23 protein-coding genes are annotated in these 26,260 nt (G+C 58.4%); 11 read left to right on the top strand and 12 right to left on the bottom strand.

Going from position 1 to position 26,260, the window contains the following annotated elements; translation table 11 throughout:
- The first annotated feature begins 102 nt into the window (after window positions 1-102).
- Complete coding sequence (locus ACIOU6_RS04330; protein ID WP_401134129.1) at window positions 103-1,479, top strand: multicopper oxidase family protein; 1,377 nt, start codon at window positions 103-105, stop codon at window positions 1,477-1,479.
- A complete protein-coding gene (gene tadA, locus ACIOU6_RS04335; protein WP_401134132.1) occupies window positions 1,479-1,976 on the top strand; it encodes a tRNA adenosine(34) deaminase TadA in 498 nt (165 codons plus the stop codon). The genes ACIOU6_RS04330 and tadA overlap by 1 nt, the downstream gene beginning before the upstream one ends.
- Before the next feature lie 133 nt (window positions 1,977-2,109).
- Here tadA and cmoB read toward each other — a convergent pair whose 3' ends face one another.
- The 8 genes from cmoB to ACIOU6_RS04375 form a co-directional block, all read right to left on the bottom strand.
- Window positions 2,110-3,066 (bottom strand): tRNA 5-methoxyuridine(34)/uridine 5-oxyacetic acid(34) synthase CmoB, encoded by a 957-nt coding sequence (gene cmoB / locus ACIOU6_RS04340; RefSeq protein ID WP_401134134.1) that lies wholly within the window; start codon window positions 3,064-3,066, stop codon window positions 2,110-2,112.
- Window positions 3,063-3,806: a carboxy-S-adenosyl-L-methionine synthase CmoA gene (cmoA, locus tag ACIOU6_RS04345; RefSeq protein WP_095190508.1), complete on the bottom strand. Its 744-nt coding sequence runs from the start codon at window positions 3,804-3,806 to the stop codon at window positions 3,063-3,065. The genes cmoB and cmoA overlap by 4 nt, the downstream gene beginning before the upstream one ends.
- Before the next feature lie 157 nt (window positions 3,807-3,963).
- The gene (locus tag ACIOU6_RS04350) at window positions 3,964-4,452 is read right to left on the bottom strand and encodes a hypothetical protein (RefSeq protein WP_401134137.1); all 489 of its coding nucleotides are present in this window, start codon (window positions 4,450-4,452) and stop codon (window positions 3,964-3,966) included.
- 145 nt (window positions 4,453-4,597) lie between these two features.
- Entirely contained in the window at window positions 4,598-5,233 is a 636-nt protein-coding gene (locus ACIOU6_RS04355; RefSeq protein WP_401134140.1) for a lysoplasmalogenase, read from the bottom strand.
- Between the two features lie 2 nt (window positions 5,234-5,235).
- Entirely contained in the window at window positions 5,236-5,628 is a 393-nt protein-coding gene (locus ACIOU6_RS04360; RefSeq protein ID WP_401134143.1) for a protease inhibitor I42 family protein, read from the bottom strand.
- A gap of 832 nt (window positions 5,629-6,460) precedes the next feature.
- A complete protein-coding gene (locus ACIOU6_RS04365; RefSeq protein WP_401134145.1) occupies window positions 6,461-6,931 on the bottom strand; it encodes a hypothetical protein in 471 nt (156 codons plus the stop codon).
- A 227-nt stretch (window positions 6,932-7,158) separates the two neighbouring features.
- Window positions 7,159-9,576: an endopeptidase La gene (lon, locus tag ACIOU6_RS04370; protein WP_260456077.1), complete on the bottom strand. Its 2,418-nt coding sequence runs from the start codon at window positions 9,574-9,576 to the stop codon at window positions 7,159-7,161.
- A 1,001-nt stretch (window positions 9,577-10,577) separates the two neighbouring features.
- Window positions 10,578-10,952, bottom strand: coding sequence for a DUF6124 family protein (locus tag ACIOU6_RS04375; protein ID WP_401134149.1), 375 nt, complete (start codon window positions 10,950-10,952; stop codon window positions 10,578-10,580).
- Window positions 10,953-11,488: 536 nt separating this feature from the next.
- Between ACIOU6_RS04375 and ACIOU6_RS04380 the strand changes: the two genes are divergently transcribed.
- Window positions 11,489-11,677 carry a hypothetical protein gene (locus tag ACIOU6_RS04380; RefSeq protein WP_221732152.1) on the top strand — a complete coding sequence of 63 codons (189 nt, stop codon included), beginning with the start codon at window positions 11,489-11,491 and terminating at the stop codon, window positions 11,675-11,677.
- A gap of 552 nt (window positions 11,678-12,229) precedes the next feature.
- Here the strand turns inward: ACIOU6_RS04380 and ACIOU6_RS04385 are convergent.
- Both ACIOU6_RS04385 and ACIOU6_RS04390 read right to left on the bottom strand, forming a co-directional pair.
- Window positions 12,230-14,641: a glucose/quinate/shikimate family membrane-bound PQQ-dependent dehydrogenase gene (locus ACIOU6_RS04385; RefSeq protein WP_401134152.1), complete on the bottom strand. Its 2,412-nt coding sequence runs from the start codon at window positions 14,639-14,641 to the stop codon at window positions 12,230-12,232.
- A 217-nt stretch (window positions 14,642-14,858) separates the two neighbouring features.
- Entirely contained in the window at window positions 14,859-16,220 is a 1,362-nt protein-coding gene (locus tag ACIOU6_RS04390; protein WP_401134155.1) for a carbohydrate porin, read from the bottom strand.
- A 300-nt stretch (window positions 16,221-16,520) separates the two neighbouring features.
- Between ACIOU6_RS04390 and ACIOU6_RS04395 the strand changes: the two genes are divergently transcribed.
- Window positions 16,521-16,751, top strand: coding sequence for a VF530 family DNA-binding protein (locus ACIOU6_RS04395; protein ID WP_221732149.1), 231 nt, complete (start codon window positions 16,521-16,523; stop codon window positions 16,749-16,751).
- A gap of 1 nt (window position 16,752) precedes the next feature.
- Window positions 16,753-17,385, top strand: coding sequence for a Pr6Pr family membrane protein (locus ACIOU6_RS04400; RefSeq protein ID WP_401134158.1), 633 nt, complete (start codon window positions 16,753-16,755; stop codon window positions 17,383-17,385).
- A gap of 92 nt (window positions 17,386-17,477) precedes the next feature.
- Here ACIOU6_RS04400 and ACIOU6_RS04405 read toward each other — a convergent pair whose 3' ends face one another.
- A complete protein-coding gene (locus ACIOU6_RS04405) occupies window positions 17,478-18,263 on the bottom strand; it encodes a siderophore-interacting protein (protein ID WP_401134161.1) in 786 nt (261 codons plus the stop codon).
- The gene (locus ACIOU6_RS04410) at window positions 18,260-18,826 is read right to left on the bottom strand and encodes a PadR family transcriptional regulator (protein ID WP_221732146.1); all 567 of its coding nucleotides are present in this window, start codon (window positions 18,824-18,826) and stop codon (window positions 18,260-18,262) included. Before ACIOU6_RS04410 ends, ACIOU6_RS04405 begins: the two co-directional genes overlap by 4 nt.
- 497 nt (window positions 18,827-19,323) lie before the next feature.
- On the opposite strand from ACIOU6_RS04410, the gene ACIOU6_RS04415 reads away from it, so the two are divergent.
- The 6 genes from ACIOU6_RS04415 to ACIOU6_RS04440 all read left to right on the top strand — a co-directional run bounded on the left by ACIOU6_RS04415 (window position 19,324) and on the right by ACIOU6_RS04440 (window position 26,249).
- A complete protein-coding gene (locus tag ACIOU6_RS04415) occupies window positions 19,324-19,815 on the top strand; it encodes a CS1 type fimbrial major subunit (RefSeq protein WP_401134164.1) in 492 nt (163 codons plus the stop codon).
- 108 nt (window positions 19,816-19,923) lie between these two features.
- Window positions 19,924-22,446: a TcfC E-set like domain-containing protein gene (locus ACIOU6_RS04420; RefSeq protein ID WP_401134167.1), complete on the top strand. Its 2,523-nt coding sequence runs from the start codon at window positions 19,924-19,926 to the stop codon at window positions 22,444-22,446.
- A gap of 5 nt (window positions 22,447-22,451) precedes the next feature.
- A complete protein-coding gene (locus ACIOU6_RS04425; protein WP_401134169.1) occupies window positions 22,452-23,666 on the top strand; it encodes a hypothetical protein in 1,215 nt (404 codons plus the stop codon).
- Between the two features lie 44 nt (window positions 23,667-23,710).
- The gene (locus tag ACIOU6_RS04430) at window positions 23,711-24,454 is read left to right on the top strand and encodes a molecular chaperone (RefSeq protein ID WP_221732142.1); all 744 of its coding nucleotides are present in this window, start codon (window positions 23,711-23,713) and stop codon (window positions 24,452-24,454) included.
- A 33-nt stretch (window positions 24,455-24,487) separates the two neighbouring features.
- On the top strand, window positions 24,488-25,000 hold the full coding sequence (locus tag ACIOU6_RS04435; protein WP_221732141.1) for a CS1 type fimbrial major subunit: 513 nt from the start codon (window positions 24,488-24,490) through the stop codon (window positions 24,998-25,000).
- Window positions 25,001-25,055: 55 nt separating this feature from the next.
- Window positions 25,056-26,249 (top strand): hypothetical protein, encoded by a 1,194-nt coding sequence (locus ACIOU6_RS04440; protein WP_401134171.1) that lies wholly within the window; start codon window positions 25,056-25,058, stop codon window positions 26,247-26,249.
- The last annotated feature ends 11 nt before the right edge of the window (window positions 26,250-26,260 follow it).

Below are 26,260 nucleotides of genomic sequence, written 5' to 3' on the forward strand. Positions count from 1 at the left end.
GCGGCCTAAGGTCACCCTTACTGTTTCTCATCCGCAGGTGTATCGTATTCGCCTTTTACAGGCCTTCAAGGTCTGTCGCTGATACGTGAGGTAGTTGAGTTCATGTCCTTTACCCGTCGCCAAATCCTCGGTGGCCTGGCCGGTCTTGTTGTCGTTGGTGTTGGAGCGGGGGGCGCGTCGCGTTACTGGCTGGGCAAAATGGCTGACGCTGAAGCGGGTCACGACTACGAGCTGATCGCCGCGCCTTTGGACGTGGAACTGGTGCCGGGGCACAAGACCGAGGCTTGGGCGTTTGGCCCGTCGGCGCCGGGTACTGAATTGCGCGTGCGTCAGGGCGAATGGCTGCGGGTGCGTTTCATCAACCACTTGCCCGTCGCGACCACCATCCACTGGCACGGCATTCGCCTGCCGCTGGAAATGGACGGCGTGCCCTATGTCTCGCAGTTGCCGGTGTTGCCGGGTGAATACTTCGACTACAAATTTCGTGTGCCGGACGCCGGCAGCTACTGGTATCACCCGCACGTCAGCAGCAGCGAAGAGCTGGGGCGCGGGCTGGTCGGGCCGCTGATCATCGAAGAGCGCGAGCCGACCGGTTTCAAATACGAAAAGACCCTGAGCCTGAAGAACTGGCACATCGACGATGAAGGCAATTTCGTTGAGTTCAGCATTGCGCGTGAAGCGGCGCGTGGCGGTACGGCCGGGCGCCTGTCGACCATCAACGGCGTGCCAACACCGGTGATCGAATTGCCAGCAGGGCAGATCACTCGGGTGCGACTGCTCAACCTCGACAATACCCTGACTTATCGCATCAACATTCCCGGCGTCGAAGCGCAGATTTATGCGCTGGACGGCAACCCGGTCGAACCGCGCCCGCTGGGCAAGGAATACTGGCTCGGCCCGGGGATGCGTATCTGCCTGGCGATCAAGGCTCCAGCGGCTGGCGAAGAGCTGTCGCTGCGTAATGGCCCGGTGCGTTTGGGCACCCTGCGTTCGGTGGCCAACAGCGATGCACCGACCCAATGGCCGCCAGCGCTGCCGGCCAACCCGGTGGCCGAGCCCGACCTGGCGAATGCCGAGAAACTCAACTTCAATTTCGAATGGGTCGGTTCAGTGTCGGTCAACGTCGACAACGGCAAGCCACCGAGCCTGTGGCAGATCAACGGCAAAGCCTGGGACATCACTGACAAGACCTGTGCGGATCGGCCGATTGCCACCCTGAAACTGGGCCAGAGCTATATTTTCGAACTGAAGAACATGACCCAGTATCAACACCCGATCCACCTGCACGGCATGAGCTTCAAGGTGATTGCGTCAAATCGGCAAAAGATCATTCCGTATTTCACCGATACCTATCTGCTGGGCAAGAACGAGCGTGCGCAAGTGGCGTTGGTGGCGGATAACCCGGGTGTCTGGATGTTCCACTGCCACGTCATCGACCACATGGAAACCGGCCTGATGGCCGCCATCGAGGTGAAGTGATGCGCCAGATTCGCCCCTCAGCGATTATCGACCGCAGCCGTGATCGTGATTTCATGCGCGAAGCCCTGGCCCTCGCCGCGCAAGGCGCCGCCCTCGGCGAAGTGCCGGTGGGCGCGGTGCTGGTGCAGGACGGCGAGATCATCGGTCGAGGCTTCAACTGCCCGATCAGCGCCAGCGACCCGAGCGCCCATGCGGAAATGGTCGCGATCCGCGCCGCCGCTCAGGCGGTGAACAACTATCGCCTGCCGGGTAGCACGCTGTACGTGACGCTGGAGCCGTGCAGCATGTGCGCCGGGCTGATCGTCCATTCGCGCATTGCACGGGTGGTGTATGGCGCACTGGAGCCGAAGGCCGGGATTGTGCAGAGCCAGGGGCAGTTTTTTACCCAGGGCTTTTTGAATCATCGGGTGTTGTATGAAGGCGGGGTGTTGGCGGAGGAGTGTGGCGCGGTGCTGACCGAATTCTTCCGGGCCCGCCGAGCCAAACCCGCTGAATAAACACAAACCCAAAAGTGGGAACGGGCTTGCTCGCGAAAGCGGTGTGTCAGGCGACTAAAATGTTGCCTGACACACCGCTTTCGCGAGCAAGCCCGCTCCCACAGGGGGGATCTCCTTTGTAGGGTAGATCGGTTTATTTCTTCGCGACAATCACTGCCCGCATCGGCGCCGGCAGGCCTTCGATCGTCTTACTGTGGTCTTCGGGATCAAGGAAGTCGCTCAGCGACTGATACTTCATCCACTCGGTGCCGCGCTGTTCCTCAACCGTTGTGGTGCTGACGTCGACGCACCGAATATCAGTAAACCCGGCACGCCGCAGCCACAACTCCAGCGCCGGCACCGATGGCAGGAACCACACGTTACGCATCTGCGCATAACGGTCTTCCGGCACCAATACCTGCTGCTGATCGCCCTCGATCACCAGGGTTTCCAGCACCAGTTCGCCGCCCTTGACCAGGCAGTCCTTCAGCGCCAGTAAATGCTCGATCGGCGAGCGGCGGTGATAGAACACGCCCATGGAAAAAACCGTGTCGAAACCTTCAAGGTTCGGCGGCAGGTCTTCGAACGGGAACGGCAGGTGCCAGGCATTCGGTTCGGACAGGTAGCGCTGTACCGCCTGGAACTGACAGAAGAACAGCCAGTTCGGATCGACACCGATCACGCTGTCGGCGCCAGCACCGAGCATGCGCCACATGTAATAACCGTTGCCGCACCCGACATCGAGGATGCGTTTGCCTTTGAGGTCCAGATGCGGTGCGACTCTCGACCATTTCCAGTCCGAACGCCATTCGGTGTCGACATGCACGCCAAACAGATCGAACGGCCCCTTGCGCCAAGGCGACAAGCCCATCAGCGCGGTGCGCATTTGCGCGCGGGTTTGTTCGTCGCAATCGGTGTCGAGTTTCAGGCCGTTGAGCAGATCGACTTCGCTCGGCTGGATCTTCGGCAGCGCGTCCAGCGCACTTTGCCAGCGCTCCAGGTCGCCGTGACCCTTCTCCATTTTTTTGTCGAGTTGCGCTTGCAGCGTATTGGCCCAATCGGCCAGCGGTGTACCCGTCAAGCGGCGGGCGAGGGGGGACAGATCAATCATGGCAAGGCAATCAACGAGGCAAAGTTAAGACACTGGAACCACGGCACGACTTTCGAGAAACCGGCGGCCAGCAGGCGTTCGCGGTGTTCTTCGAGGCTGTCGGGCTTCATGACGTTTTCGATGGCGCTGCGCTTCTGGGCGATTTCCAGTTCGCTGTAGCCGTTGGCGCGTTTGAACGCGACGTGCAGGTCGGTGAGCAACGCGTGTTCTTCGGCATCGTTGAAGCGCAGCTTCTCCGACAGAATCAACGCCCCGCCCGGCAGCAGCGATTGGCGGATGCGCGACAGCAACGCCGTGCGCTGATCCGGGGCGATGAATTGCAGGGTGAAGTTCAGCGCCACTACTGACGCAGGCTGGAAGTCGAGCGCGAGGATATCGCCTTCGATCACTTCGACTGGCAGCAACTCCTGGAACATCGAATTCTGACCGTTGAGGTACTCGCGGCAGCGCTCAACCATCGCCGCCGAGTTATCCACAGCGATCACCCGGCAACCATCGGTGCGCACATGGCGGCGTAGCGCCTGAGTGACCGCGCCGAGCGAAGCGCCGAGGTCGTAGAGCACGCTGTTCGGTTGGGCGAACTGTGCGGCGAGTACACCGAGGTTTTCGACGATGGTTGGGTAACCCGGCACCGAGCGCTTGATCATGTCCGGGAACACCCGCACCACGTCTTCGTTGAAGGCGAAGTCAGGCACTTGGGCCAAAGGCTGGGCGAAAATGCGATCGGGTTCTTTGCTCACGGCGGTTTCCGGCGGTGTCGGTGGAAAAGGCCGGCATTTTAGCCAAAGTGGCGCGGGGATGCTTGGGTTGTCTGATAAACCGTGGGAAAGCGCCTTGAGGAAGGCTGAATGACCGGGGTCGAAGCGTATGGTCTGGTCATTCATTATTTAAAGCTGATTACACAGGTCGCAGTAATACGATGTAAGTGGAGTCGCCCGCGATTCTCAGTTCCTGATTACGTGTATTGACACCCATGAAATTAAACTTAAATCGGTAATGTAATTTCTCGGGAGTAGCCTGCATGACCTCTACAGTGAAAGTTCCGCTTTTTGCATAGTATGTGAAAGAGGTAGTCGCGCCAGAGATGGCCCCCGCTTCACCGTAATAGGCCTTCTGGAAAGGAAACTCAGGATCAGAAACAGAGTAGGTGCCAGGCTCAATGTTCCTATCGAACGTGAGCCCTATGCTTTTTGCACTTTGATAGGTGGGACCCCCGACGTTTGCACGAGTCACCAGCGAAATCTGATTACTCGCAGGATTGGCGTGGAACTCAGCAAATTGGCTGTTGAATTCGACTCGGTCAGAGATCGTGGCAACTGTTTCAGCGCTGACTGTGATGACGGTATCTTCAGCGTTGGCAGCCGTGGCGCTTTTGAAAAAGCTCATGAGATGCTTCCTTGTATTCAACGGGTGGTCGGAGATGACCACTGAATACTAGGGGGAGGGATAAAATCCGAACAACTGTCAGATCTGACAGTTGTTTATAACGTTTTGGGATTATTTGCGGAGTTTATAGATATAAGTTTTTACTTTAACCGTCCTTCTTATTAAACGCCGAGGCGGCAATACACCATTGTCCCAACCAGTAGCTGAGGATGATCACGTAGGGGGCTGTGTGAAATGGCGACACGAAGCGATCTATGCCAATCACGCTGTCTGAGAACACGAACGCCAGTGCACCTGCTGCTGCCAATAACGCCGAGCGCTTTGGTACATCAGTTCCCAAGCGTGCCAGGGCACGCCATAGCATCGCGCTGATCGCTGTGCTGTAAACAATCACCGGCACCAGCAAAGGTCCCAGCCCACTGGAAATCAGAATCCCCAGCAGCACCGCGCCGACGGCGACAGCGAGCACCAACGGCAACAGCGCCAGACGTTTGCAGTCGCTGAGGTAAGCCTTGAGATAAGCCAGGTGCGCGACCAGAAATGCAGCGAGGCCGAACACGAACAGATCCCCAGGCCACGCCAGCAGCACATCACCCAGCAATGAAAAAATCAGGCCAAGGCTGATCCAGCGGCGATAGTCGCTGGGTGGCGCGTCATGCAGCCAGCCGAGCAGCGCCAGCACCGGCAACGGTTTGACCAACAGGCAGAGCAGCGCCGCATGAGTGCTCAGGCCATAGAGGAAGGTCACCGCGCCCATCAGCGCCAGAATCAGCCAGCCCACGATCAGTTCACCGAAATCGCGCAGTCAAAGGTTTCCACCGGCAACACTTCTGGTGCCCAAGGCTGTTGCGAGGTCAGACGCAGACGCCCGGTGCCGGGGGCGAACGCCTGGAAGCGCCAGGTGGAAAGTCCGGCTGCACCGACCACGCCGGCATCTTCGGGGTTGCTGTAAACCTCGGGGCTGAGCGCGCGCAACACGCCACCGGCCGAATCCTGAATGGCCCAGCGATAACCGGTGGTAGGGTTGCTGGGCAGCATCACAATCAGGTTTTGCCCGCTGCTGAGCCGCACGGGGCATTCGCTCTGTTTTTCCACGGTCACGTTATGTTTCGACTGCGTGGCGCAAGCGGCCAGCAAGGACAGGGCGAGGGGGACAAACAGGCGATTGGGGGACATGAGATCAGCGGCTCCGGCGTTGGCGACGAACGGTGAGCATAACTGAAGGGCTAATGAGTTGCTAAACGCGATCGCCTGCCGCGTTTTGCAGCAGGCTGGTTGAGGGGGCGGGGCAAAATGCCTATTTTTTATTACCCCTCCAGATTGTAATAGCATTGAACTTCAAAGGATTCGTTGTTCATAGTGAAATTTATTGCAAAATTTCCACTGTAATGAAAGTTACCTTGTGTCACTACAGTGACACTGCCCTCGACGGGAGTGGCATGGAATGCGATGCCATTTACCAAGCCATAATATTCGACAGTTATATGTTCATGTGGGTATTCATACTTGCCGGGGGGCAAGAGATCTGAAGAATCATTGCCGGGTATGCGGTCGCGGAAGTGTATGTCGATCGAAGTCGTATTAAAGTTTTCGGTGGAATGCGTTCCTCTGAGCCTCATTCCACTCCTTGGTAAAACGTAGACGTTTGTAGCGACGAACTTTTCCGTTGAGTTGCTGAAAACGGCTTCTAATGTACCTGATGCCAATTTCGAGTCCGTAGTGTCCATGAGATTTCCTTGCACCGTTTGATGGAACAGGAAGTTTTGCCTTAATTCATCGCGCTGGATACTGTAAAAGCTGACAGGTTTTTATTCTAATTTAAGATAGGTTTCCTCTGATTCTGGCATAACCATTAGCATTGCCAAACGCGTGCGTCGACAATGCTAATGTTGGCTTCTGTTAGAACAAGATGTCCGCCATACCCGCAAACCACTGGCTAAGTCCAAGGTAATGCCTTCCTTCAGAGGGGCCGGCATGTTGCCGCGGTTCGAACACCCGAAAGATCGAATTAAATGGGGAGAGTCATTTCATTGACCAGAAACGAGCCCTTTCCACTCACCACGCGAGCTTCATCGCCCAAGTCAGCTTTTGCAGTGAATTTGAAAGCCGTGACCACGAACTTGTGTTTGTTTGGTGAGATTTGCGTTTTTTCTACAGTCAGTTTGCTATCGATGATTTCGAATTGATGAGGACGTAATTCCTGTTGGAAAGTGCCAGCGTCTACTGTTTCGGAATAATCAGAGATCGTCAAATCACCATTGGTTTTCCCAAAAGTGAATACCACCCTCCTCTCGGAACTGAGGCCTTTATCTTTAAAACAAATCAGGTGGAACCCTGGCCGGAATAAATCGGAGTGGTAGTCGAGCGCCTGAGTGGTGAAGCTTGTGAGGTTGTCCGATGCTCCTTCGGTCACGTCCTTGGTGGTAATAGTGAACTCGCCATCAATGAAAACCGCTTTTTTTTCAGTACGATTTGCCATGAATATTGCCTCTGCCTGTTGACGGAGCAAGCAGTGTGGGCGAGCGGGTGAAATCTGGGACCTGTTACATTTGACAGTTTTTTATACTATTTTGGCTTGGTTTTTTTCGGCTGCTTCTACCTGGTTATAAGGGCGAGAATAATAAGCCCGCGTTCCGACAGTAAAGTTGTTGATACTGGGAACGCGGGCTAATTCCGATTAAGCCCTGGAGCAGAGGAAGGTGGATGTTAGAACAATACCTTCGCCACATCCGCAAACCGCTTGGCGAAGTGCACGGTGATGCCTTCCTTCAAGTAGTCCGGAAGTTCCTCGAAGTTGCCACGGTTCGGCTCCGGCAAAATCAGTTCGAATATCTTCTGCCGACGCGCCGCAATCACCTTCTCGCGCACCCCGCCAATCGGCAGTACATGCCCGGTCAGGGTCAGTTCACCGGTCATCGCCACGCCTTTTTTCGGCGCTTGATTGCGTGCGAGCGAGAGCAGGGCGCTGGCCATGGTCACGCCGGCGCTCGGGCCGTCCTTCGGTGTTGCGCCTTCCGGTACGTGCAGGTGAACGAAGGCTTCGTCGAAGAATTTCGGATCGCCGCCAAACGACTTCAGGTGCGAACTGACGTAGCTGTAGGCGATTTCCGCCGACTCCTTCATCACATCACCCAGTTGCCCGGTGAGTTTGAAGCCGCGATTGAGCGTGTGAATGCGCGTGGCTTCGATCGGCAATGTGGCGCCGCCCATGCTGGTCCATGCCAGGCCGGTGATGACACCGGTGCCGGACAGCACCTGCTCATTGCGGAACACCGGATGGCCGAGTGAGGCTTCCAGGTCTTTGGGCCCGAGCTTGATTACCGCTTTGGGGTCGTCGATCAGTTTCATCACCGCTTTGCGCACCAGTTTGCCCAGTTGTTTTTCCAACTGACGCACCCCGGCTTCACGAGCGTAACCGTCGATCAAGGCCTTGAGCGCGCTGTCGCTGATGCTCAGGCTGCCCTTGGACACGCCAGCCTTCTCCAGCAGTTTCGGCCACAGGTGACGCTTGGCGATGGCGACTTTTTCTTCGGTGATGTAGCCCGACAGGCGAATCACTTCCATCCGGTCGAGCAGCGGGCCGGGAATCGAATCGAGGGTGTTGGCAGTGCAGACGAACAGGACTTTCGACAGGTCCATGCGCAGGTCGAGGTAGTGGTCGAGGAATTCGACGTTCTGCTCAGGGTCAAGGGTTTCCAGCAGCGCCGAGGCCGGGTCGCCCTGGTAGCTCTGGCCCATCTTGTCGATCTCGTCGAGCATGATCACCGGATTCATCACTTCGACGTCTTTGAGCGCCTGCACCAGTTTGCCCGGCTGCGCGCCAATGTAGGTGCGGCGGTGGCCCTTGATCTCAGCTTCGTCGCGCATGCCGCCGAGGCTGAAGCGGTAGAACGGTCGGCCGAGGGATTCGGCGATGGATTTGCCGACGCTGGTTTTACCCACGCCCGGTGGGCCGACCAGCAGCACGATGGAGCCGCTGATCTCGCCTTTATAAGCACCGACAGCGAGGAACTCGAGGATGCGATCCTTGATGTCGTCGAGGCCGGCATGGTGTTTGTCGAGCACTTTGCGCGCGTGCTTGAGGTCGAGTTTGTCCTCGCCGTACACGCCCCATGGCACCGATGTCGCCCAGTCGAGGTAATTGCGAGTGACCGCATACTCGGGCGAGCCGGTTTCGAGGATCGACAGTTTGTTCATTTCCTCTTCGATGCGCTTCTGCGCTTGTGCCGAGAGGACTTTGCCTTTCAGGCGCTGCTCGAACTGTTCCAGGTCGGCGCTACGGTCGTCCTTGGTCAGGCCGAGTTCCTGCTGGATGACCTTGAGTTGTTCCTTGAGGAAGAACTCGCGCTGATGCTCGCCGATCTTGCGGTTAACTTCCGCCGAGATCTCTTTTTGCAGGCGCGCGACTTCGACTTCCTTGCGCAGCATCGGCAGGACTTTTTCCATGCGCTTGAGCATCGGCACGCAGTCGAGCACTTCTTGCAGTTCGGGGCCGGTGGCGGAGGTCAGGGCGGCGGCGAAGTCGGTCAGTGGCGATGGATCGTTGGGGCTGAAGCGGTTGAGGTAGTTTTTCAACTCTTCGCTGTACAGCGGGTTGAGCGGCAGCAGCTCCTTGATCGCGTTGATCAGCGCCATGCCGTAGGCCTTGACCTCGTCGGTCGGCTCGGTGGGCTGGTGCGGGTATTCGACTTCGACCAGGTACGGCGGGCGGTGGTGTTTGAGCCAGGTTTTGATGCGCACACGGCTCAGGCCTTGGGCGACGAACTGGAGTTTGCCGTTTTCGCGGCTGGCGTGGTGCACCTTGACCAGCGTGCCGTACTCGGGGAGGGCTTCGGTGTTGAAGTGGCGCGGGTCTTCCTGGGGGGAGTCCATGAAGAACAGGGCCAGAGAGTGGTGTTCGGATTTGCTGACCAGTTCGAGGGTTTCGGCCCAGGGCTCTTCGTTGACGATGACCGGCAGCACTTGGGCCGGGAAGAATGGGCGGTTGTGGATCGGGATGATGTAGACCTTGTCCGGCAGGTTCTGGCCGGGCAGGGCCAGGCCTTTGCCGGCGGCGTGGTGCTCGATGTGGTCGGTTTCGGTGAAGTCTTCTGGGATGTCCGGGAATTCTTGCTGGTCGCTCATGGGGCACCTGCGCAATGGGGTATGGGTCTTAGATGGGGCAGGGCTTGGGTGGTTTCAATGGGGGGTGGTGTTTCTGCTTGTGTGTTCAGGGTTTTGACAGGGTTACTTTAGACTTGGCGGCCTTTGGGCCGACCATGTTGTGGTTGTTTGGTGTGTATATCCGTTTCTTCGGTAACGGCGGCTTAGGGTTTCGCCCTTACGGCGACTCACTTTTTTACAAGCGCCTAAAAAAGTAAGCAAAAAACGCTTGCTCCTACGTGCGGCCCGCTCGCTGGGGCTCGGGGTTCCTTCGCTGCGGGATTGATCCGGGGGCATCGCCTACGGTTTGCTTCGCTGCACCTCCTCTCGATGTGTTTGGCTGCGCCAAACGGTCGCTGCGCTCCCACCCCCGGATCAATCCCTCCGCTCAGCCTTCCGACGTCGCCCGAGGATCAAGATCAAAAGCAGGCGAGCTGACACTCGGCCTAGTGGTTGACTCGGTCGCTGTGGGGGCCAGTCTGCTGAAGCTGGCGGGCTGACAGCCGACCATTCTCTATCGGTAGTACTCAATCCCTGTGGGAGTCTGGCTTGCCAGCGATGGTGGCCTGACAGCCGACCATTCTCTATCGGTAGTACTCAATCCCTGTGGGAGTCTGGCTTGCCAGCGATGGCGGCCTGGCAGCCGACCATTCTCTATCGGTAGTACTCAATCCCTGTGGGAGTCTGGCTTGCCAGCGATAGCGGCGGGGCAGCCGACCATTCGCTATCGGTAGTACTCAATCCTTGTGGGAGTCTGGCTTGCCAGCGATGGCGGCCTGGCAGCCGACCATTCTCTATCGGTAGTACTCATTCCCTGTGGGAGTCTGGCTTGCCAGCGATGGCGGCGGGGCAGCCGACCATTCTCTTGCTGGATGCACTAAATCCTACTGTGGGAGCGAGCCTGCTCGCGAAAGCGGTGGGTCAGGCACCATAAATATTGAATGCGCTGACGCCTTCGCGAGCAGGCTCGCTCCCACGGGAGATCAGTTTTGTGCGGGAGGTTGGGGGATTTCGTGGTTATCCAGTACGCGGTTCACGGCCAGTTCGGCCAGCATGATGATCTGCTGAATCGCCATAATCGTGCGCCGTTGCGGGAGGTCGATGTAGGCGGCGATGTCGCTGGTCATGAGGCTGGCTTGTGCCAGTGATTCGCAGGCATGCACCAGCAGGCTTTCGCTGTCCTGATCGGGCGCGACCTGGAACATGGTGCTGGGCTTGTGGAAGCGCAGGGTGAGTGCGTTGGGTTTGAGGTAGTGGTCGAGGGCGCGTTCGGCGGCTTCGTGGAATTTCTTCGAATCGGGGGATTGGTAGGGCGAGGTGTCGTTGGTTTCGGGGGGATTGGGTGTTGGTTTTTTCATGTTTGACTCCTTGGGAATAGTGGAGCCATCCCTCTAGTTGCCGCGACGCAATTTGAGGGTGGCAGCTATACGCGGGTTCGCGGACCGACTCCCAAGGCAATTCGGCATACCCGAAGGTATCCCGCGCACAGCCGCCATAAAACAAACTGACAGTCACTTATGAGCTGCAGTCAGCGGGCGATTATGCCTTAAGAGGTCGGGCCGCGACGCCCGTTCGCTGAATTTGCAGCGACCCTCCGAGCCTATCCACCCCACTTCCGACGCACAACCGACACGACCTGTCGGAAATATCTCGCTCGATGCCAACCCTGTAGGAAACCGGCCGCGAACCTTTTCCAGGTCGTTTTGAAGTCGTTCGCCATCTTCGATTTGACGGTTCACTCATAGATCAAAATTCATTGCGGTTTATTTCGAACCTGTCTTGAGCGCCTGTAATTTCTGACAGTAGACAAATTGGCCAGTCACCCGGAGATTGAGCAGGCCCCCTTGGGCGCCAGGGAGTTGTCCGCCAATCTACCGACTTCAAGGATTCAGCCATGAGTTATACAGATACGAATTACCAAGGTTTCACCATTCGCGAATATTCATCCGACACTCCAGGTCTGCGTTATCAGGTGATCTATAGCGCAACAGACGAGAGTTTGTTGCTAGAGACCCGCAAACAGGCCGAGCAATTGATCATTGATCGATTGGAGCGGATGAAAAGTGGAGGGAAAGCCTTTTGATTCAGCCGGGCTAACGCTCACCCGATGCAGGAGCGGCCTTCCGCAGTTCCTGCATCGGGTGGGTTGTCAGGTTTGGGCGGGGACTTTGTGGTCATCCAGTACGCGGTTTACCGCCAGTTCCGCCAGCATGACGATTTGCTGGTGCCGTCGATTGCCGCGCCGCAATCGGAGGTGGCAGCTGTACGCGGGCTCGCGGACCGATAACTGAGAAATCGGCATACCTCCAAGAAGGAATCCCGCGCACAGCCGCCATGACGCAAACAACAGGCACCGAGGTGCCGTGAGGTTGGCGATTATGCATCAGTTGTCGGGCCGCGATGCCCCATCGCTGAATTTGCAGCGCCCCCCCGAGCCTATCCACCCCATTGTTGATGCACAACCGACGCGACTTGTCGGAAATCTCCACGCAATCCCCAGCATCTGTAGGGCAGGCACTATTCCTACATCCAACGCTGATCAAACTGTGGGGCTTGCTCCCACCCTGTTTTGTGGTGCAACAAAAAAGGCGATGCCCCTTTCGGGACATCGCCTTTTCTTTACCGCCGCTAAATCTTATTCCGGCAGTTTGTACGCAATCACGTAGTCACCCATTTTGGTGCCCAGCGAACCGTGACCGCCGACAACGAGCAGCACGTATTGCTTGCCGTCCTTGCCGGTGTAGGTCATTGGTGTCGCTTGGCCGCCCGCTGGCAGACGCGCTTTCCACAACTCTTTACCGGAGTTGACGTCGTAGGCGCGCAGGTACTGGTCGAGGGTGCCGCTGAGGAAGCCGACGCCGCCCGCCGTGACCATCGAGCCGCCCATGCTAGGCACGCCCAGGGTGAAGCCGATCGGGATTGGCGAGCTGTCGCGGCTGGTGCCGTTTTTGCGCTTCCACACGACTTTGCCGGTGGTCAGGTCGATACCGGCGACGTAGCCCCAGGCCGGGGCCTGGCACGGTACGCCGAGTGGCGACATGAACGGGTGCATGATCACCGCGTAAGGCGCGCCGGTGTTCGGTTGCACGCCAGCGGTTTCGCTCTCGCGTTTGCTGTCAGCGGCGACTTGCGCGCGTGGCACCATTTTCGAAACGAAGGCCATGTAGTTCGGGCTGGTGAAGAGCATCTGGCGAACCGGATCGACCGACACGCCGCCCCAGTTGAACACACCGACGTTACCCGGGTAGATCAGGCTGCCCTGTTCGGACGGCGGGGTGTACTGGCCTTCATAACGCAGTTCCTTGAACTGGATGCGGCACAGCATCTGGTCGAACGGGCTGGCGCCCCACATGGCTTTTTCGGTCAGTTCCGGGGCCAGCAGGTTGAGGTCCGAACGCGCCTGGGTCGGTGCGGTGTGGTCGCCTTTCACGGCGCCTTGCGGTACCGGGATTTCCTGGATCGGAATGATCGGCGTGCCGTCACGACGGTCGAGGACGTACAGGCTGCCCTGTTTGGTCGGAGCGATCAGCGCCGGTTTCACGCCGTCGGCGGTTTTCATGTCGAGCAGGGTTGGCTGGCTGCCAACGTCCATGTCCCACAGGTCATGGTGGGTGAACTGGTAGTTCCAGCGCACTTTACCGGTGGCCAGGTCCAGAGCAACTACACCGGCGCTGAATTTCTCGGCGCCCGGGGTGCGGTCAGCGCCCCATTGGTCTGGAGTCTGGTTGCCCAGTGGCAGGTAAACCATGCCGAGTTTTTCGTCGACACTGGCCAGCGACCACATGTTGGCCGAGTTGCGGCTGTAGGTTTCGCCTGGTGCCAAAGGTTCGGTGGCGTCTGGCTTGTCGCTGTCCCAGTTCCACACCAGGTGCCCGTCGCGCACGTCGAAGGCGCGGATCACGCCCGATGGCTCGTTGGTCGACTCGTTGTCGGTGACGTGACCGCCCATGATCACCAGATCACGGGTAATCGCGGCAGGCGAGGTGGAGTAGTAACCACCGGCGGTGAACGGGCCGATGCCTTGGGTCAGGTCAACCACACCGTTTTTACCGAAGCCTTCGCAGATTTTGCCGGTGTCGGCGTTCAGGGCGATCAGGCGCGCATCAGCGGTTGGCAGGTACAGACGACGCGGGCAGGCCTGGGCAACGGCTTTGCCGGCTTCGGAAATCACCGCCGAGGCTGCGTTTTCAGTTTTGGCGTACGCCGCTTCGTCGTAGTACGACACGCCACGGCAGGTCATGTGAGCGAAGCCTTTGAAGCCGACAGGGCTCTTGATCTGCGGGTCGAAGCGCCACAGTTCCTTGCCGGTGTCCGGGTCCAGTGCCAGCACTTTGCTGTGCGCGGTGCAGGCATAGATCATGCCGTTGGCTTTGAGCGGAGTGTTTTCGTTGGTCAGCTCAACCGGGTCATCAGCGGTCGGCAGGTCGCCGGTCTGGATGCGCCACGCTTCTTGCAGCTTGCCGACGTTGGCCGGGGTGATTTGCTTGAGTGGCGAGTAACGGTCACCAAACTCGGTGCGGCCATAGGCCTGCCAGTCGCCGTCCGGCATTGGCGGCGCGGTGCTGGTGGTGCCTGCGGTGTCGCGGCCCAGTTCGCCGAAGGTTTCGCCTGGGTGGGTGAACAGGCTGGCCAGAGCAGTGACGCCGGCCAACACCACCGCCACGGTCAAACCGCCGGTGCCCATTGGCGCAGGGCCTGCGAGCAGCAGTGGACGACGGAACCAGGGCAACAACATCACGAAGCCGAGGACAAACCACAGCGCCAGACGCGGTACCAGTTGCCACCAGTCCAGACCGACTTCCCACAAGGCCCAAACAGTGCTGGCGAACAGCACGATGGCGTACAGGCCCAGCGCCGCGCGACGGCGCAGCAGCATCAGAATGCCGGTCAGGGCGATGCCGATACCGGCCAGCAGGTAGTAAAGCGAGCCGCCCAGCATGCTCAGTTTGACTCCCCCGGCCAGCATGGCCAGGCCCATCAGTAGAAGCAGAATGCCGAGCAGGCTCGGTAGCAGACGGCCTCGACTCGAAGCACTTTCGGTGCTCATAGTGTGAATCTCCGTGACGTTTATGTAGTCCCGCGCTGTAGTCACTTTAGATGACGATTTGGCGTGGGCATGGTTCAGATAAAAACTTGTCTAGCTAACTGAATTCTTGTGTGGGAGGGGGCTTGCTCCCGAAAGCGGTGTGTCAGATGGCTGGTGTGTTGGCTGATACGACGCATTCGGGAGCAAGCTCCCTCCCACAGGGGTAGAGCGGTGTTGTTTAGAACGAGGACTGGATCTTCAGCCCCGCGATCAGTGCGTCATCGACCTTGTCGACGCCGCCCGGGTGGCGGATGTACTGCAGGTTCGGGCGCACGGTCAGCCAGTTCGTCACATGCACGCCGTAATACAGTTCGGCGCTGTATTCGGTGTCTTGCGGCGGCAGGAACGACGGATCGTCATAGTCATAAACAGCGCGGGCCTGATTGCTCTTCTCGGCGTTTTTTCGATAGGCCGGGTTGACGTGAACGCGGGCCAGGGCGAAACCGATGTCGTCTTTGGCGCGGCTGGCGAGCAGGCCTTTGTAGACCATGCCGGCCTGGACGTAGTTGTCGATGGCGTTGGTTTTCTTGTCGTGCATCGTGCCGTTGGCGAACACGCTCAAGCCGCGGCTGTTATCGCTGGCCATGCTGGTGATTTGCTGTTGAACACCCAGCCACACGCCATGTTTGCTGGAGGCACTGCGATATGCTTCGCCGCTGAGGGCGGCCGGTTGGCCTTGGTTGTCTTTATAGACGTCGGTGGCCTTGGCGTTGCTGTAGTAGTAACCCGCGCGGTATTCGCCCGGCAGGCCGTTGAATGTCGGCGTCCACACCAGTTCCACCGGCAGGATCGCGCCTTGGGTGCCGCTGCCGCTGAGTTTGAAGCCGTTGCCGCGATCGAGGTTCGACGGGTTCTGCTCATAGGCGCCGACCTGTGCATACAACTGCGGCGTCAGGTGATATTTGACGCGCAGCGCCCACTGGCTGACCGGCCAGTTGTACCAGATGCCGCCGACCCAGTTGCCGACCTGCGAGCCGCAGAACGCCAGGTTCTGGAAGTCGCACGGGAAGCTGTTGAAGTCTTCGCCTTCGCCGAAACGACCGACTTTGATGTCGAGTTTCTGATCGAAGAATTTCTGCTGATACCACATCTGCGTCAGGCGAGTGGTCTGGCCACGGCCCCAGACTTCCTGAGCCGAGGTGAAACCACCCACACGCGGATCGTTGATGCGGTCATTGCTGATGTTGTTGCCGCTGCGTTTGGTAATGGCCAGTTGAAACTCGGCGTCGTCCCAGCCGAGGATCTTTTGCAGGTCCAGGTGCGTGCCCAAGCCGAACTGATCGCTGTAGCGCGCGGTACGGTCGTGGTCGTAGCCGCCGTGCAGGTTGCTGCCCATTTCACCGGTGTAATCGAGCTTGAAGTCGTAGCCTTTTTCCGAGAGTTCTGTGCGCGTGCCGTTCCAGTCACCGAGCATGTACGGTGACTCACTGTCGAACGCGGGAGCCGCTTGGGCGCAGGTGGCGAGGCCAAGGGCAGTGCAACCGCCGATCAGGCGCAGGGATGAGATAGCGCTGTCTCGGAAAAACGGAAAATCGGGCATAAATGGGTCTTTCTTGATCTTTTTTGGGGGATGAGCTGAGCGCTACGATTTGACGCAGGCAGTGAAGCGATTCAGCGGAAGGGCGGCAGGATAATGATCTGTAACAAAAAGACAAAGGGGTTTTGTTGACATGAACCCTTTCGGATTTGGTAACAGTGCGTCAAACGGGCGCATTGTGAGTCAAGCCACAGGCTGCGATCTTCTCAGGTTGGCCTACATTTGAAGCAAGCCCTTCCACCCGAACACCCCCTCGGCTAAGGTGCGCGGCTTCTGCACATTTACTTCGTCCAAAGGCCTGGCATGAACGAACACTCCCCCGATCCGCTGCACGGCGTGACCCTCGAACACATCCTCACGGCGCTGGTGGCCCACTACGAATGGTCGGGGCTGGCCGAACGCATCGACATTCGTTGTTTCAAGAGCGACCCGAGCATCAAGTCGAGCCTGACGTTTTTGCGTAAAACGCCGTGGGCGCGGGAGAAGGTCGAGCGCCTGTACGTCAAACTTGCGCGCACCAAGCGACCGCTCTGAGATGAACGCCTTGTTGCAGCGACGTCTGATCACTTTCGCTGCCATCCTCGGCTGGACGGGGTTGGGCCTTCAGCTCTACCTGATTTTCTTCGCCCGTTTGAGCGTCGATGCCGGTCTGCTGGGTGGGCTGGTGAGTTTCTTCAGTTATTTCACGGTCCTGACCAACACGCTGGTGGCGACGGTGCTGACGTGTGCCGTCACGCCGCGCCACTGCACCGCATGCCGCTGGTTTCTGCAACCGTGGGTGAGCAGCGCAGTGGCGGTGAGCATCGCCGTGGTCGGCCTCGCCTACAGCCTGTTGCTGCGGCATTTATGGCACCCCGAAGGTTGGCAATTTATCGCTGATGAATTGCTCCACGACGTCATGCCGCTGGTGTTCCTGGGCTATTGGTGGTTTTGCGTGCCGAAGGGCACGTTGCGTTTCTGGCATCTGCCGTTGTGGCTGATTTACCCGCTGGTCTATTTCATTTACGCCTTGCTGCGCGGGCATTTGCTGGGCGCGTATGCGTACCCGTTCATTGATGTCGCGGTGTTGGGTTATCCACAGGTGTTTATCAATGCCGGGGGGATTTTGGTCGGGTTTATGGCGATTGCATTGGTGTTGATCGGCATCGACCGCTGGCGATCATTGTAGGTGCGAGTCTGCTCGCGATCGCGGTGAATCAGTCACCGTTTTATTGACTGATCCACTACCTTCGCGAGCAAGCCCGCTCCCACGGGGGAACGTCACTCTTCTTCAGAACCCTCGGCGCGCCAGTAGCCGACGGCTTTCACCCGCTTCTCGTCCAGCCCGTGCTCATCGAGCAGCACCCGGCGGATCTGCCTTGAGACCTTGGTCTGCGTGGCTACCCACGCATATAGATTGCCTTTGGGCACCTGCAACTGCTGGACGGTGGTCATCAGGTTGTCCTTGCCGCCCTCACGCAGTACCCAGATCACATTGATCTGCGCGGGGCTTTCAAGCACTTGTTGCTCACTGCCGTTTTCCACTTCGATCACCACCAGCGCCTTGCGATTGGCTGCCAGGCCTTCGAGGCGGCGGGCGATGGCGGGCAGGGCGGTTTCGTCGCCGATCAGCAGGTAGCTGTCGAAGATGTCCGGCACGATCATCGAACCGCGCGGCCCGCCGATGTGCAGGTACTGCCCAGGTGCAGCCTGTTCGGCCCAGGTCGAGGCAGGGCCGTCGCCGTGCAGGACGAAGTCGATGTCCAGTTCCAGTGTGTCGAGGTCATAGCGGCGCGGGGTGTAGTCGCGCATCTCGGGCATCGGGCCGTTGTCCTTGCCGGCGCCGAGTTCCAGGGTTTCCAGCGCCGCTGCTTGTTGGGCGGTCTGCGGGAACAACAGTTTGACGTGGTCGTCCGTGCCCAGGCTGATAAACCCGGCCAGTTCCGGCCCGCCCAGGGTGATGCGGCGCATGCGCGGGGTCAGGTTGACCACCCGTAGTACTTGCAACTTGCGGCGTTTAATTTCGTGCATCACGCGGTGAATGGTTTGCGTATCGACTGCGGTCATTCGGCTTTCTCCGGGGCAAGTTGAACGGCAGGGCCGTCGACGATGGCTTTGGCGGTGTCGTTGAGCAAGTCGCGCACGCGCAGGATTTCTTCTGGGCTCCAGCGCCCGTGGTGCAGTTGCAGGGCGTGGCGCAAGTTGTGCACCGCCTCGTGGATTTCCGGCGGGCGGTCATGCCCGCGCAACGAGCGCTTGCTGACGTCGATGCGCATGCGCACGCCATCGAGTGCGACGGCTTGCTCACTTAAAGACAAACGACCGGCGTCGGTCACGCTGTAACGTTTTTTTCCGGCTTCGGCGTCACCCGCAATCAAGTCGCTTTCTTCCAGAAAGGTCAGGGTCGGGTAGATCACGCCCGGGCTCGGGCTGTAGGCGCCGTCGAACATGCCCTCGATCTGGCGGATCAGGTCGTAGCCGTGGCACGGCTGTTCGGCGATCAGCGCCAGCAGCAGCAATTTCAGATCGCCGGGGGCGAACACCCGTGGGCCACGGCCGCCGCGCTCACGACCGGGGCGCTTCTCGAAACCGTCGCGGCCGTCGCCGTGGTGGGAATGAGGGTCTCTCATTTCTGTCTTCTCTCGTCATGTTTAGATACAACTTAAGATATATCTTAACGGTCGTGCAAGGCGTTTTTCGCAAGGTGACAGGTGTGTCTGACGAGCGGCACTCATCCGGGAATGCAACAGGTCGAATGTTCATGCTTGTCCTGCGATCAATAACTTTGAAGTTAAAGTTAAGACTCTATTTAATCGAGTAACTATTCTAAAGTTCTAACTGGGTCCCGCTATATCTGGGCGATATTGCTGTATGGGTTTTTAACTTTATCTGTGTGTAGGGCGTAACTTACAGCCACTGTTTTGAATATCGTTTTTTTGTTCTTTTTTCTTGCGGGTCATGAGGTTGTTTAACTACGAGCTTATAGGAAGTTACTTGCTTACTTTCCAGAGGGAACAGTCGATGATGCCCCGGCATTGAAAGTTCAAGTTGATCTGGCTCAACTCCCCTGGCGTTCGACTTGAACTTTCAATCATTCCTTCTCTTATAGAAAACAAGGTACTGAACGATGTTCAAGAAAATCGCAATCGCTGCTCCTTTGGCTCTTCTGGCACTCGGTTCATCGGGAGCGTTCGCCGCTGGTGAAGCCGCTCACTCCATCAGCATCGTCGCTCACGTGCCGACCAACGGCTTCTATGTCGTGCCGACCAATCCTGATCTGGTCAACAAGGATCAGGACATGAGCTATCAGCCAACTACCGGCAAAATGAGCGAAGTCAACGGTTTCTTCGATGTGCGCAACAACAACGGTTCGGTTCACGCGAGTGTGGACAGCGTGCCAAAACTGATCTCGGGCTCCAATGAGATCGCGCTTAAAGTCGAAGTCAATAACAAGACCCTGACCACCACCCCTCAGGAAGTTGTCGGTGAGGCAGAGTCGGACGTGAACTATCGTGCGCCGATCAAAATCAGTGCCATCGGCACCGCTTTCAACCCGGGTGATTACACCGGTGTTGTGGCAATGACCTTTGATGCAGTGCCACCGGTCGGTACGCCTTGATCGAGCGATCCGGCAACAGGCGCTGAGTTCTCCACAGCGCTGACCGACGGGGCAAGCCACTGGGCGTGCCCCGTCGGACTTCATCATTCGTAATCAGAGTAAGAGTTCATGTTCCCGATGACACCCATCGCGGCTGCGCTTGCGCTGTTGTTTTGTGCCAGCGTAGCCGTGGCTTCCAACTCCGCCGGCACGACGCCGCGAAGTCTTTTGGCCCAGGCCAAAGGCCTGCCGGCGGATTTCGAGGAGCATTTCTTTGATGTGCCTCTGGCTGTTCGGGTTGAACTCGATCGGCAGCCGTTGGGCGAAGCCATGGTGGTGTTGTCCCGCGACGACCGCATCACATTGCTTGAATTCACCGACACCAGCGAGAACCGTTTCGGCCCTGCCGAGCGAGAAAAATGGGCGAGTTTTCTCAAGCCTGGCGTGCCTCTGGGCAACTGCGTCGGTTCCTGTCCGGATCAGGTGCTGGCCGTGCATTACAACCTGGAAAATTCGTTGGTCTCGATCCTCACCGAAAATGCCGAGCGCGACGTTGAAGCCAAGCGTTATCACGAACAGCCCAAAGACGGCAGTAACGGTTTGATGGTGCGCAATCAGCTCAACCTCAATGGCGGTCAAGGTCAGGATCTGGGCGGACGCTTTGGCCTTGAGGCCAGCAGCAGTCTGGGCAACTGGAGCCAGACGCTGAACCTGCAACTGGCGCGCCTCGGCGGGCCGGACGACAAGCTTTACCACGCTCTACACGAATTCCACACCCAGCGCGAATTGCAAGGCAGTTTTTTTCGACTGGGCTATTTCACCCCCAATTCCGAAGGGTTGACCCGCCAGCCGCGTACGTTCGGCAACAGCCCCGACACGGCCGTCGGCGTGATGTACGGCAGCTCCGACAGTCTGGCGATCAACAGCCCGATGCCCAGCGTCTATCCGATTTATGTCACGGCCAACCGTCAGGGTTCGGTGGAGATCTATCGCGACGGCTTGCTGATCAACACGCAATCGGTGCCCGCCGGTTTGCAAACCCTCGACACCCGGCCCTTGCCCGGTGGCATCTATGAAGTGGAAGTGCGGCTGATCGAAGACGGTCAAATCACCTCCACTACTCAGGAGCTGGTGTACAAGCCCAACAACTGGCGCAACCTCGATGAGCGCTGGCGCTATAACGTGTTTGCCGGTGAGGAAAGCAAGCTGCTGAGCAACTGGGACACCCAGTCCAGCGGCAGCCCCACGGCTGGCGCGGCGGTCAACTATCTGATGCACCCTCGGGTGATTCTCGGGCTGTCGGCGCGCCAGATCCGCGAAAAACTGCAATACGGCACGTCCATCGACTGGACGCTGGCCAATCACATCAGCCTGTACGCCAACGTTTACAAGACCGAGGATTACGGCACAGGCCTGGATCTGCAAAGTCTTTACAGCTACGGGGCCGGCAGTGTGGTGGTCAGCCACAGCCGCAGTTGGCTCGACACCACCAACACTTACGACACGCTGCCGGACGGCACGCGGGTTCGCCCACGCAACGTGTTTATCGGCCAGACCAGTAACTCGTCACTGGCAGTCAACCATCGGGTCAGCAGTAAAAGTTCGCTCAACGCCAGGGTCTCCCACAGTGAGGGGAACGTTGAGGGCATCGGACTGGATATGGGCTGGACGCAACGCACCGATCTGTTTGGCAGCGACGCCAGTTGGCGCTTGTCGCTGTTTGATCGCCCGGGCAGTTACAGCAGCGGCGATGCGCGCAATCGCGGGGTCGATCTGAGTGTCAATCTGGCGCTCGGTGCCCCCGGTCAGCAGATTACCGGCAGCATCGGTTCGCGCACGGCCCGTGACGGCAGCCGCGACAACAATGGCTCGATCGGTTGGCGCAAGGACCTGAAAGACCATGTGCTGCAAAGCGTGTCGGTGACGGCATTGACCGACACCTATGGCGTGGGGATGTCCAGCCTGGCGAACTTTCGTACCGACGCGGTCAACGGCGACGGTTTCATTCAGCGTTCGTCCTATAGCGGTAATTTTACCGGTGGCCTCAACGTCGATAGCACGCTGGTGGTCGGCGGCCAGCACATGCTCATGACCAGTCAGAGCGAAATGCGCGGTGCGGGGATGATCGTCGATGTTGAGTCGGACATCGATGACGTCATCTTGCGCGCCGACGATTACGTCGGCGGCAGCGCGGCATTGAAACCGGGGCGCAACTTCATTCCGATCACGGCCTATCAAAACAGCTCTGTGGGTTTCGATTTCGAAGGCAATCACGTCCCGGCAGCCACCATCGAGCCGGCGCGCACCCGTTATCACTTGAACAAGGGTGGGGTGGGTTACAGCAAGATCCGCGTGATGAAAACACTGACCGTGCTCGGCCGTCTGGTCGACGGGCAAGGGCGGCCGCTCAAGGGTCACCATGTGATCAACCACGCCAGTCGCGGGGTGACCGAGGTGGACGGGTTCTTCTCGATGGAAATGAACGCCGGCTCGCCGACGTTACAAGTGCGTCGCGATAACCAATTGCTCTGCCAGTTCCGGCTGGAAGAAAACCAGCATCGGCGCGAAAACAATGTGCTGATGATCGGCGATTTGCGCTGCACACCGGACACCCTGGCCGATGTGACCTCCACCGAACAGAAGGCGGGTTGATCCCTATGAAAAAAGCCACATGCCTGCTGGGATTGTGCGTGGCGCTGGCCCTGCCGGTGGTCGAGGCGGCCACTCAGGAGATTCGGGCGTTGTTCCAGCCTGACCCATCGCAGCCGCGCAAGAACGTGTTCGTCAACAAGACCCCCAACAGTGGGTACTGCGCCGACTACCCCGATCAATGCGCGGAAAACTCGATATTCAGCATTCGATTGCCGCTCCGGTTCGATGCCCCTTTGACCCTCCCACCGAATTGGGGGATTGGAATAAAGGTGCCTGCCAACTGGCGCTCATTGGCGGTGATCAATACCGAGACGATGGAAACGGAAATCGTTGAAGTGCGTATCACCGGTGTCGGCTCCAACTATGTCCTGAGCCAGCCGGCCCACGAACTGGTCGGCGTGAGCGACGTACTGCTGGGCCATCAACTGCTCTGGGACAGCAGCAGTTGGGTATATGCGTCCCCGCCCTGCCAATACAGCGGTGTCGGCGCTTACACTCCTGCCACCTACCGGTTTTTCTGGAAAACTCCCGTCGAGGGATACTGCGCCAAGAAGACGTTGGCGACCATTCCATCCATGTACTTCGATACCCTCGACTTTGCTTATGAACTGCGCACACCCAATCCGTTGGGCATGTCATCGGGTTTGTACACCGGTTCACTGACCTACAGCCTGGGCAGTGGCGGCGATTTCGATATCGGGGGCGGTTTTCAACCGGACGACAGCAGCCTGACCCTGGACTTCGTGCTGGACGTGCAGCACACCCTCAAGGTCGATCTGCCACCGGGTGGCAATAAAGTGGTGCTGGAGCCCGAGGGCGGCTGGACGCGCTGGGTCAACAGCGGGCGCAAGCCATCCAGCATTTTCCGCGATCAACTGTTCTACATCTCCGCCTCGTCCCGGTTCAAAGTCATGATGCTGTGCAACTCCTACGGTGGTTCACGGTGCATCCTGCGCAGCCCGAAGACCAATACCACCGAAGTCGAAACGTTCCTCACATTGCCCCCCGGGATCAGTGGTCCCGGAGGCGGAGACGTCAATCGGGTCATGTTGCTCTACAACACATGGGTCGGTCCGTTCCAGCCGCAGATCTACCTTGAGCGCAAGGCCGGTTCTTTGCGTTTTGCAATGCCCAAGGACGCCATCGACTTTGTCTTGCGACCCGGTGTGAATGACACCTTCACCGGCAACATCACCATCATCTGGGACTCGGAAGTGTGAGCACCTCCGGCAGGCGATTTTCATTTTTCATGGAGCTGAAAACGATGAACCGTGGTTTTTTGCTGGGCGTGCTCAGCCTGTTTTGCCTGACGGCGCAGGCGGGTCCGCAGATCAATGTCGGCACTGTGTACGACTATCTCGAGGCTGATAAAAGCACCTACCTCAAACGCGTGTTCAACAGCGGCGATGCCACGGCGTTCGTCAAGGTCAACGTGCTGGAAATCGTCTACGACGCCGAGGGCAAGCCACAGGAAATTCCTGTGGCGAACGCCGCCGACGGTGCCTCGCGCAATGGCTTGATGGCAAGCCCCGCGCGGTTGATCGTGCCGGCCCAGGGCATGCAGGGCACCCGTTTGCTGTATATGGGCGAGCGTGATCGCGAGCGGTACTTCCGAGTGCGTTTTGTGCCAGTGGTGCCGGAAAAGGAAGACGAGTTCACCGTCACCGGCGAAGAGCGCGAAGACTACAAAAAAGCCCTCAAGGCCGGGGTCAACGTGATGACCGGATTCGGTACGGTCTTTTTCGTGCGGCCCAAAGATGCGCGGTTCGCCACCGTCATCAACGAAACCGACAGTCGCTACGAATTGCGCAACGACGGCAATACGGTGTTGATCGTCGACGAGTTCAAAAACTGTTCACTGACCAAGGAAACCGACTGCGGCGCGACGACCAAACACCATGTGCTGGCGGGCAAGAGCTTCGCCTTCGACAAGGAGAAGGGGCGTGAGTACCGCTTCTTTCTGATCGAGGGCGCCGACAGGAAAGCCCTGAAAGTTGTGAGCCGCTAGGCCTGCTTTTCATTGACGCAACGGGTAACCGACATGATCAAGCAATATTCCGCCGCCGCGCTAATGGCCACGGTGGCGCTGGCCAACTCCACGGCCTGGGCGGCTCGGGAAATACGCACCTTTGAAGTGTCCCTGACCATCCCCAGTCGGGCGTTTTACATCATTCCGGCAGAACCGGACTGGATCCACCGCCCGCAACGGCTCGCATGGGATTATCCGCGTTCGACCCTGGGCAGCCTGCAAAAGAATTTTGATGTGCGGCACGACAACAGCGCGATTGAAGCGCGCCTGGAGGCTATTCCCTACCTGTCCAATGGCCGACCGGGTGAGGAGATCGGTCTGCGGGTCACCTTCAATGGCGTTGAATTGAGTGCGCAGGTGACGCCGCAGCAGGTCCTTTCTCAGGAAGAAGCGGCCGCGGGCAAGCGCGTGGCGCTGGTGATCGACCCGGTTGAACCGGCCGGCGGCTATCGGGCCGGGGATTACAGCGGCAACGTGTTGTTGCTGTTCAATGCCCGCGCGCCGGGTGCGCAGGCAGACCAATAAAAAGAGTTCAGCAGAGGCGGGGCGACGCATGAACAGGTTCAGTGGGGTGATATGGATGGCGGCGTTGAGCATCCCTCAGGCGCAGGCGATCAATCAGGAGATCCATGCGTTGTTCCAACCGGATTCTTCCAGACCAGACAAGATGACGTTCGTCAACAAAACGCCGAACAGCGGTTATTGCGCCACCTATCCGGGCCAATGTGAAAATAACGGCATGTTCAGCATCGAATTACCCATACGTTTCAGTTCTACCCGCTACGTAGGCATCTTTGACTGGGCGGCAGTAAAAGCCCCCGCCAATTTGCGGCGGCTGACCGTCACAAACAGCCAGACACAGGAAACGCAATCTGTGGAAATACGCATTACTGGCATGGGCTCCAGGTATGTTTTGAGCCATCCGGCTGTGCGACTGGCCGGCGGCAGCAATGCACTTGAAGGCCATAGCAGGTTATGGACCACGGGTAATTGGGTACAAGCAATACCTGCCCCTTGCTGGTACAGCGGCGAAGGCGCCTACGAGGAGGACAGCTGGCGGTTTTTCTGGAAAACCACGCAAGAGGCCCACTGTCTTAAAGTGCCGGCGTACCACATTCCGTCGATGTATTTCGACAAGCTGGACTTCGCCTACGAGCTGCGCACACCCAACCCGTTGAACATGTCTACCGGCCGTTATACCGGTTCCTTGACTTACAGCCTGGGACCTGGAGGGGATTTCGATATGGGCAAACTGTTTGAGCCGGACGACAGCAGCCTCACCCTCGATTTTGTGCTGGACGTGCAGCACACCCTGAAAGTGGATATTCCACCCGGGGGCGACAAAGTCGTACTGGAACCGCAAGGCGGCTGGCAACGCTGGCTGGACAGTGGACGCAAGCCTTCGCGCCTTTACCGCGATCAGATATTCCATATCTCGGCGTCGTCGAAATTCACCATGAAGCTTGAATGCGAGCACCGTCTGGGCGTGGGCTCGGGGTGCGCCATTGCAGATGGGCAGGGGTTCGCGGGCGCGGTGGACGTCAGTGTCAGTTTGCCCAACGGCTTGACCGACAGCGCCGGGCAAGCGGTCACGCGCAAGCGCTTGGGGATCGAGGCGACAGCACCGTTTCAACCTGGCTTCTATATCGATCGCAAGCCGGGAACCCTGCATTTCGAAGTGGATGAACAGCAAACCCACTGGATGATCGACAACGCCCAAGGCCGAATTTACAGGGGCAATATCACGGTGATCTGGGATTCGGAGGTGGGTTAGTGCGCATCAGT

This window comes from Pseudomonas sp. NPDC087615 (assembly GCF_044743445.1).
GTDB lineage: Bacteria > Pseudomonadota > Gammaproteobacteria > Pseudomonadales > Pseudomonadaceae > Aquipseudomonas > Aquipseudomonas baetica_A.

Bases quoted from the DNA above. Each gene is read 5' to 3' on its own strand.
- ACIOU6_RS04330 (WP_401134129.1), top strand. From the start codon at position 103: ATGTCCTTTACCCGTCGCCAAATCCTCGGTGGCCTGGCCGGTCTTGTT.
- tadA (WP_401134132.1), top strand. From the start codon at position 1,479: ATGCGCCAGATTCGCCCCTCAGCGATTATCGACCGCAGCCGTGATCGT.
- cmoB (WP_401134134.1), bottom strand. From the start codon at position 3,066: ATGATTGATCTGTCCCCCCTCGCCCGCCGCTTGACGGGTACACCGCTG.
- ACIOU6_RS04350 (WP_401134137.1), bottom strand. From the start codon at position 4,452: ATGAGCTTTTTCAAAAGCGCCACGGCTGCCAACGCTGAAGATACCGTC.
- ACIOU6_RS04360 (WP_401134143.1), bottom strand. From the start codon at position 5,628: ATGTCCCCCAATCGCCTGTTTGTCCCCCTCGCCCTGTCCTTGCTGGCC.
- ACIOU6_RS04365 (WP_401134145.1), bottom strand. From the start codon at position 6,931: ATGGCAAATCGTACTGAAAAAAAAGCGGTTTTCATTGATGGCGAGTTC.
- lon (WP_260456077.1), bottom strand. From the start codon at position 9,576: ATGAGCGACCAGCAAGAATTCCCGGACATCCCAGAAGACTTCACCGAA.
- ACIOU6_RS04375 (WP_401134149.1), bottom strand. From the start codon at position 10,952: ATGAAAAAACCAACACCCAATCCCCCCGAAACCAACGACACCTCGCCC.
- ACIOU6_RS04380 (WP_221732152.1), top strand. From the start codon at position 11,489: ATGAGTTATACAGATACGAATTACCAAGGTTTCACCATTCGCGAATAT.
- ACIOU6_RS04385 (WP_401134152.1), bottom strand. From the start codon at position 14,641: ATGAGCACCGAAAGTGCTTCGAGTCGAGGCCGTCTGCTACCGAGCCTG.
- ACIOU6_RS04390 (WP_401134155.1), bottom strand. From the start codon at position 16,220: ATGCCCGATTTTCCGTTTTTCCGAGACAGCGCTATCTCATCCCTGCGC.
- ACIOU6_RS04395 (WP_221732149.1), top strand. From the start codon at position 16,521: ATGAACGAACACTCCCCCGATCCGCTGCACGGCGTGACCCTCGAACAC.
- ACIOU6_RS04400 (WP_401134158.1), top strand. From the start codon at position 16,753: ATGAACGCCTTGTTGCAGCGACGTCTGATCACTTTCGCTGCCATCCTC.
- ACIOU6_RS04405 (WP_401134161.1), bottom strand. From the start codon at position 18,263: ATGACCGCAGTCGATACGCAAACCATTCACCGCGTGATGCACGAAATT.
- ACIOU6_RS04410 (WP_221732146.1), bottom strand. From the start codon at position 18,826: ATGAGAGACCCTCATTCCCACCACGGCGACGGCCGCGACGGTTTCGAG.
- ACIOU6_RS04415 (WP_401134164.1), top strand. From the start codon at position 19,324: ATGTTCAAGAAAATCGCAATCGCTGCTCCTTTGGCTCTTCTGGCACTC.
- ACIOU6_RS04420 (WP_401134167.1), top strand. From the start codon at position 19,924: ATGTTCCCGATGACACCCATCGCGGCTGCGCTTGCGCTGTTGTTTTGT.
- ACIOU6_RS04425 (WP_401134169.1), top strand. From the start codon at position 22,452: ATGAAAAAAGCCACATGCCTGCTGGGATTGTGCGTGGCGCTGGCCCTG.
- ACIOU6_RS04430 (WP_221732142.1), top strand. From the start codon at position 23,711: ATGAACCGTGGTTTTTTGCTGGGCGTGCTCAGCCTGTTTTGCCTGACG.
- ACIOU6_RS04435 (WP_221732141.1), top strand. From the start codon at position 24,488: ATGATCAAGCAATATTCCGCCGCCGCGCTAATGGCCACGGTGGCGCTG.
- ACIOU6_RS04440 (WP_401134171.1), top strand. From the start codon at position 25,056: ATGGCGGCGTTGAGCATCCCTCAGGCGCAGGCGATCAATCAGGAGATC.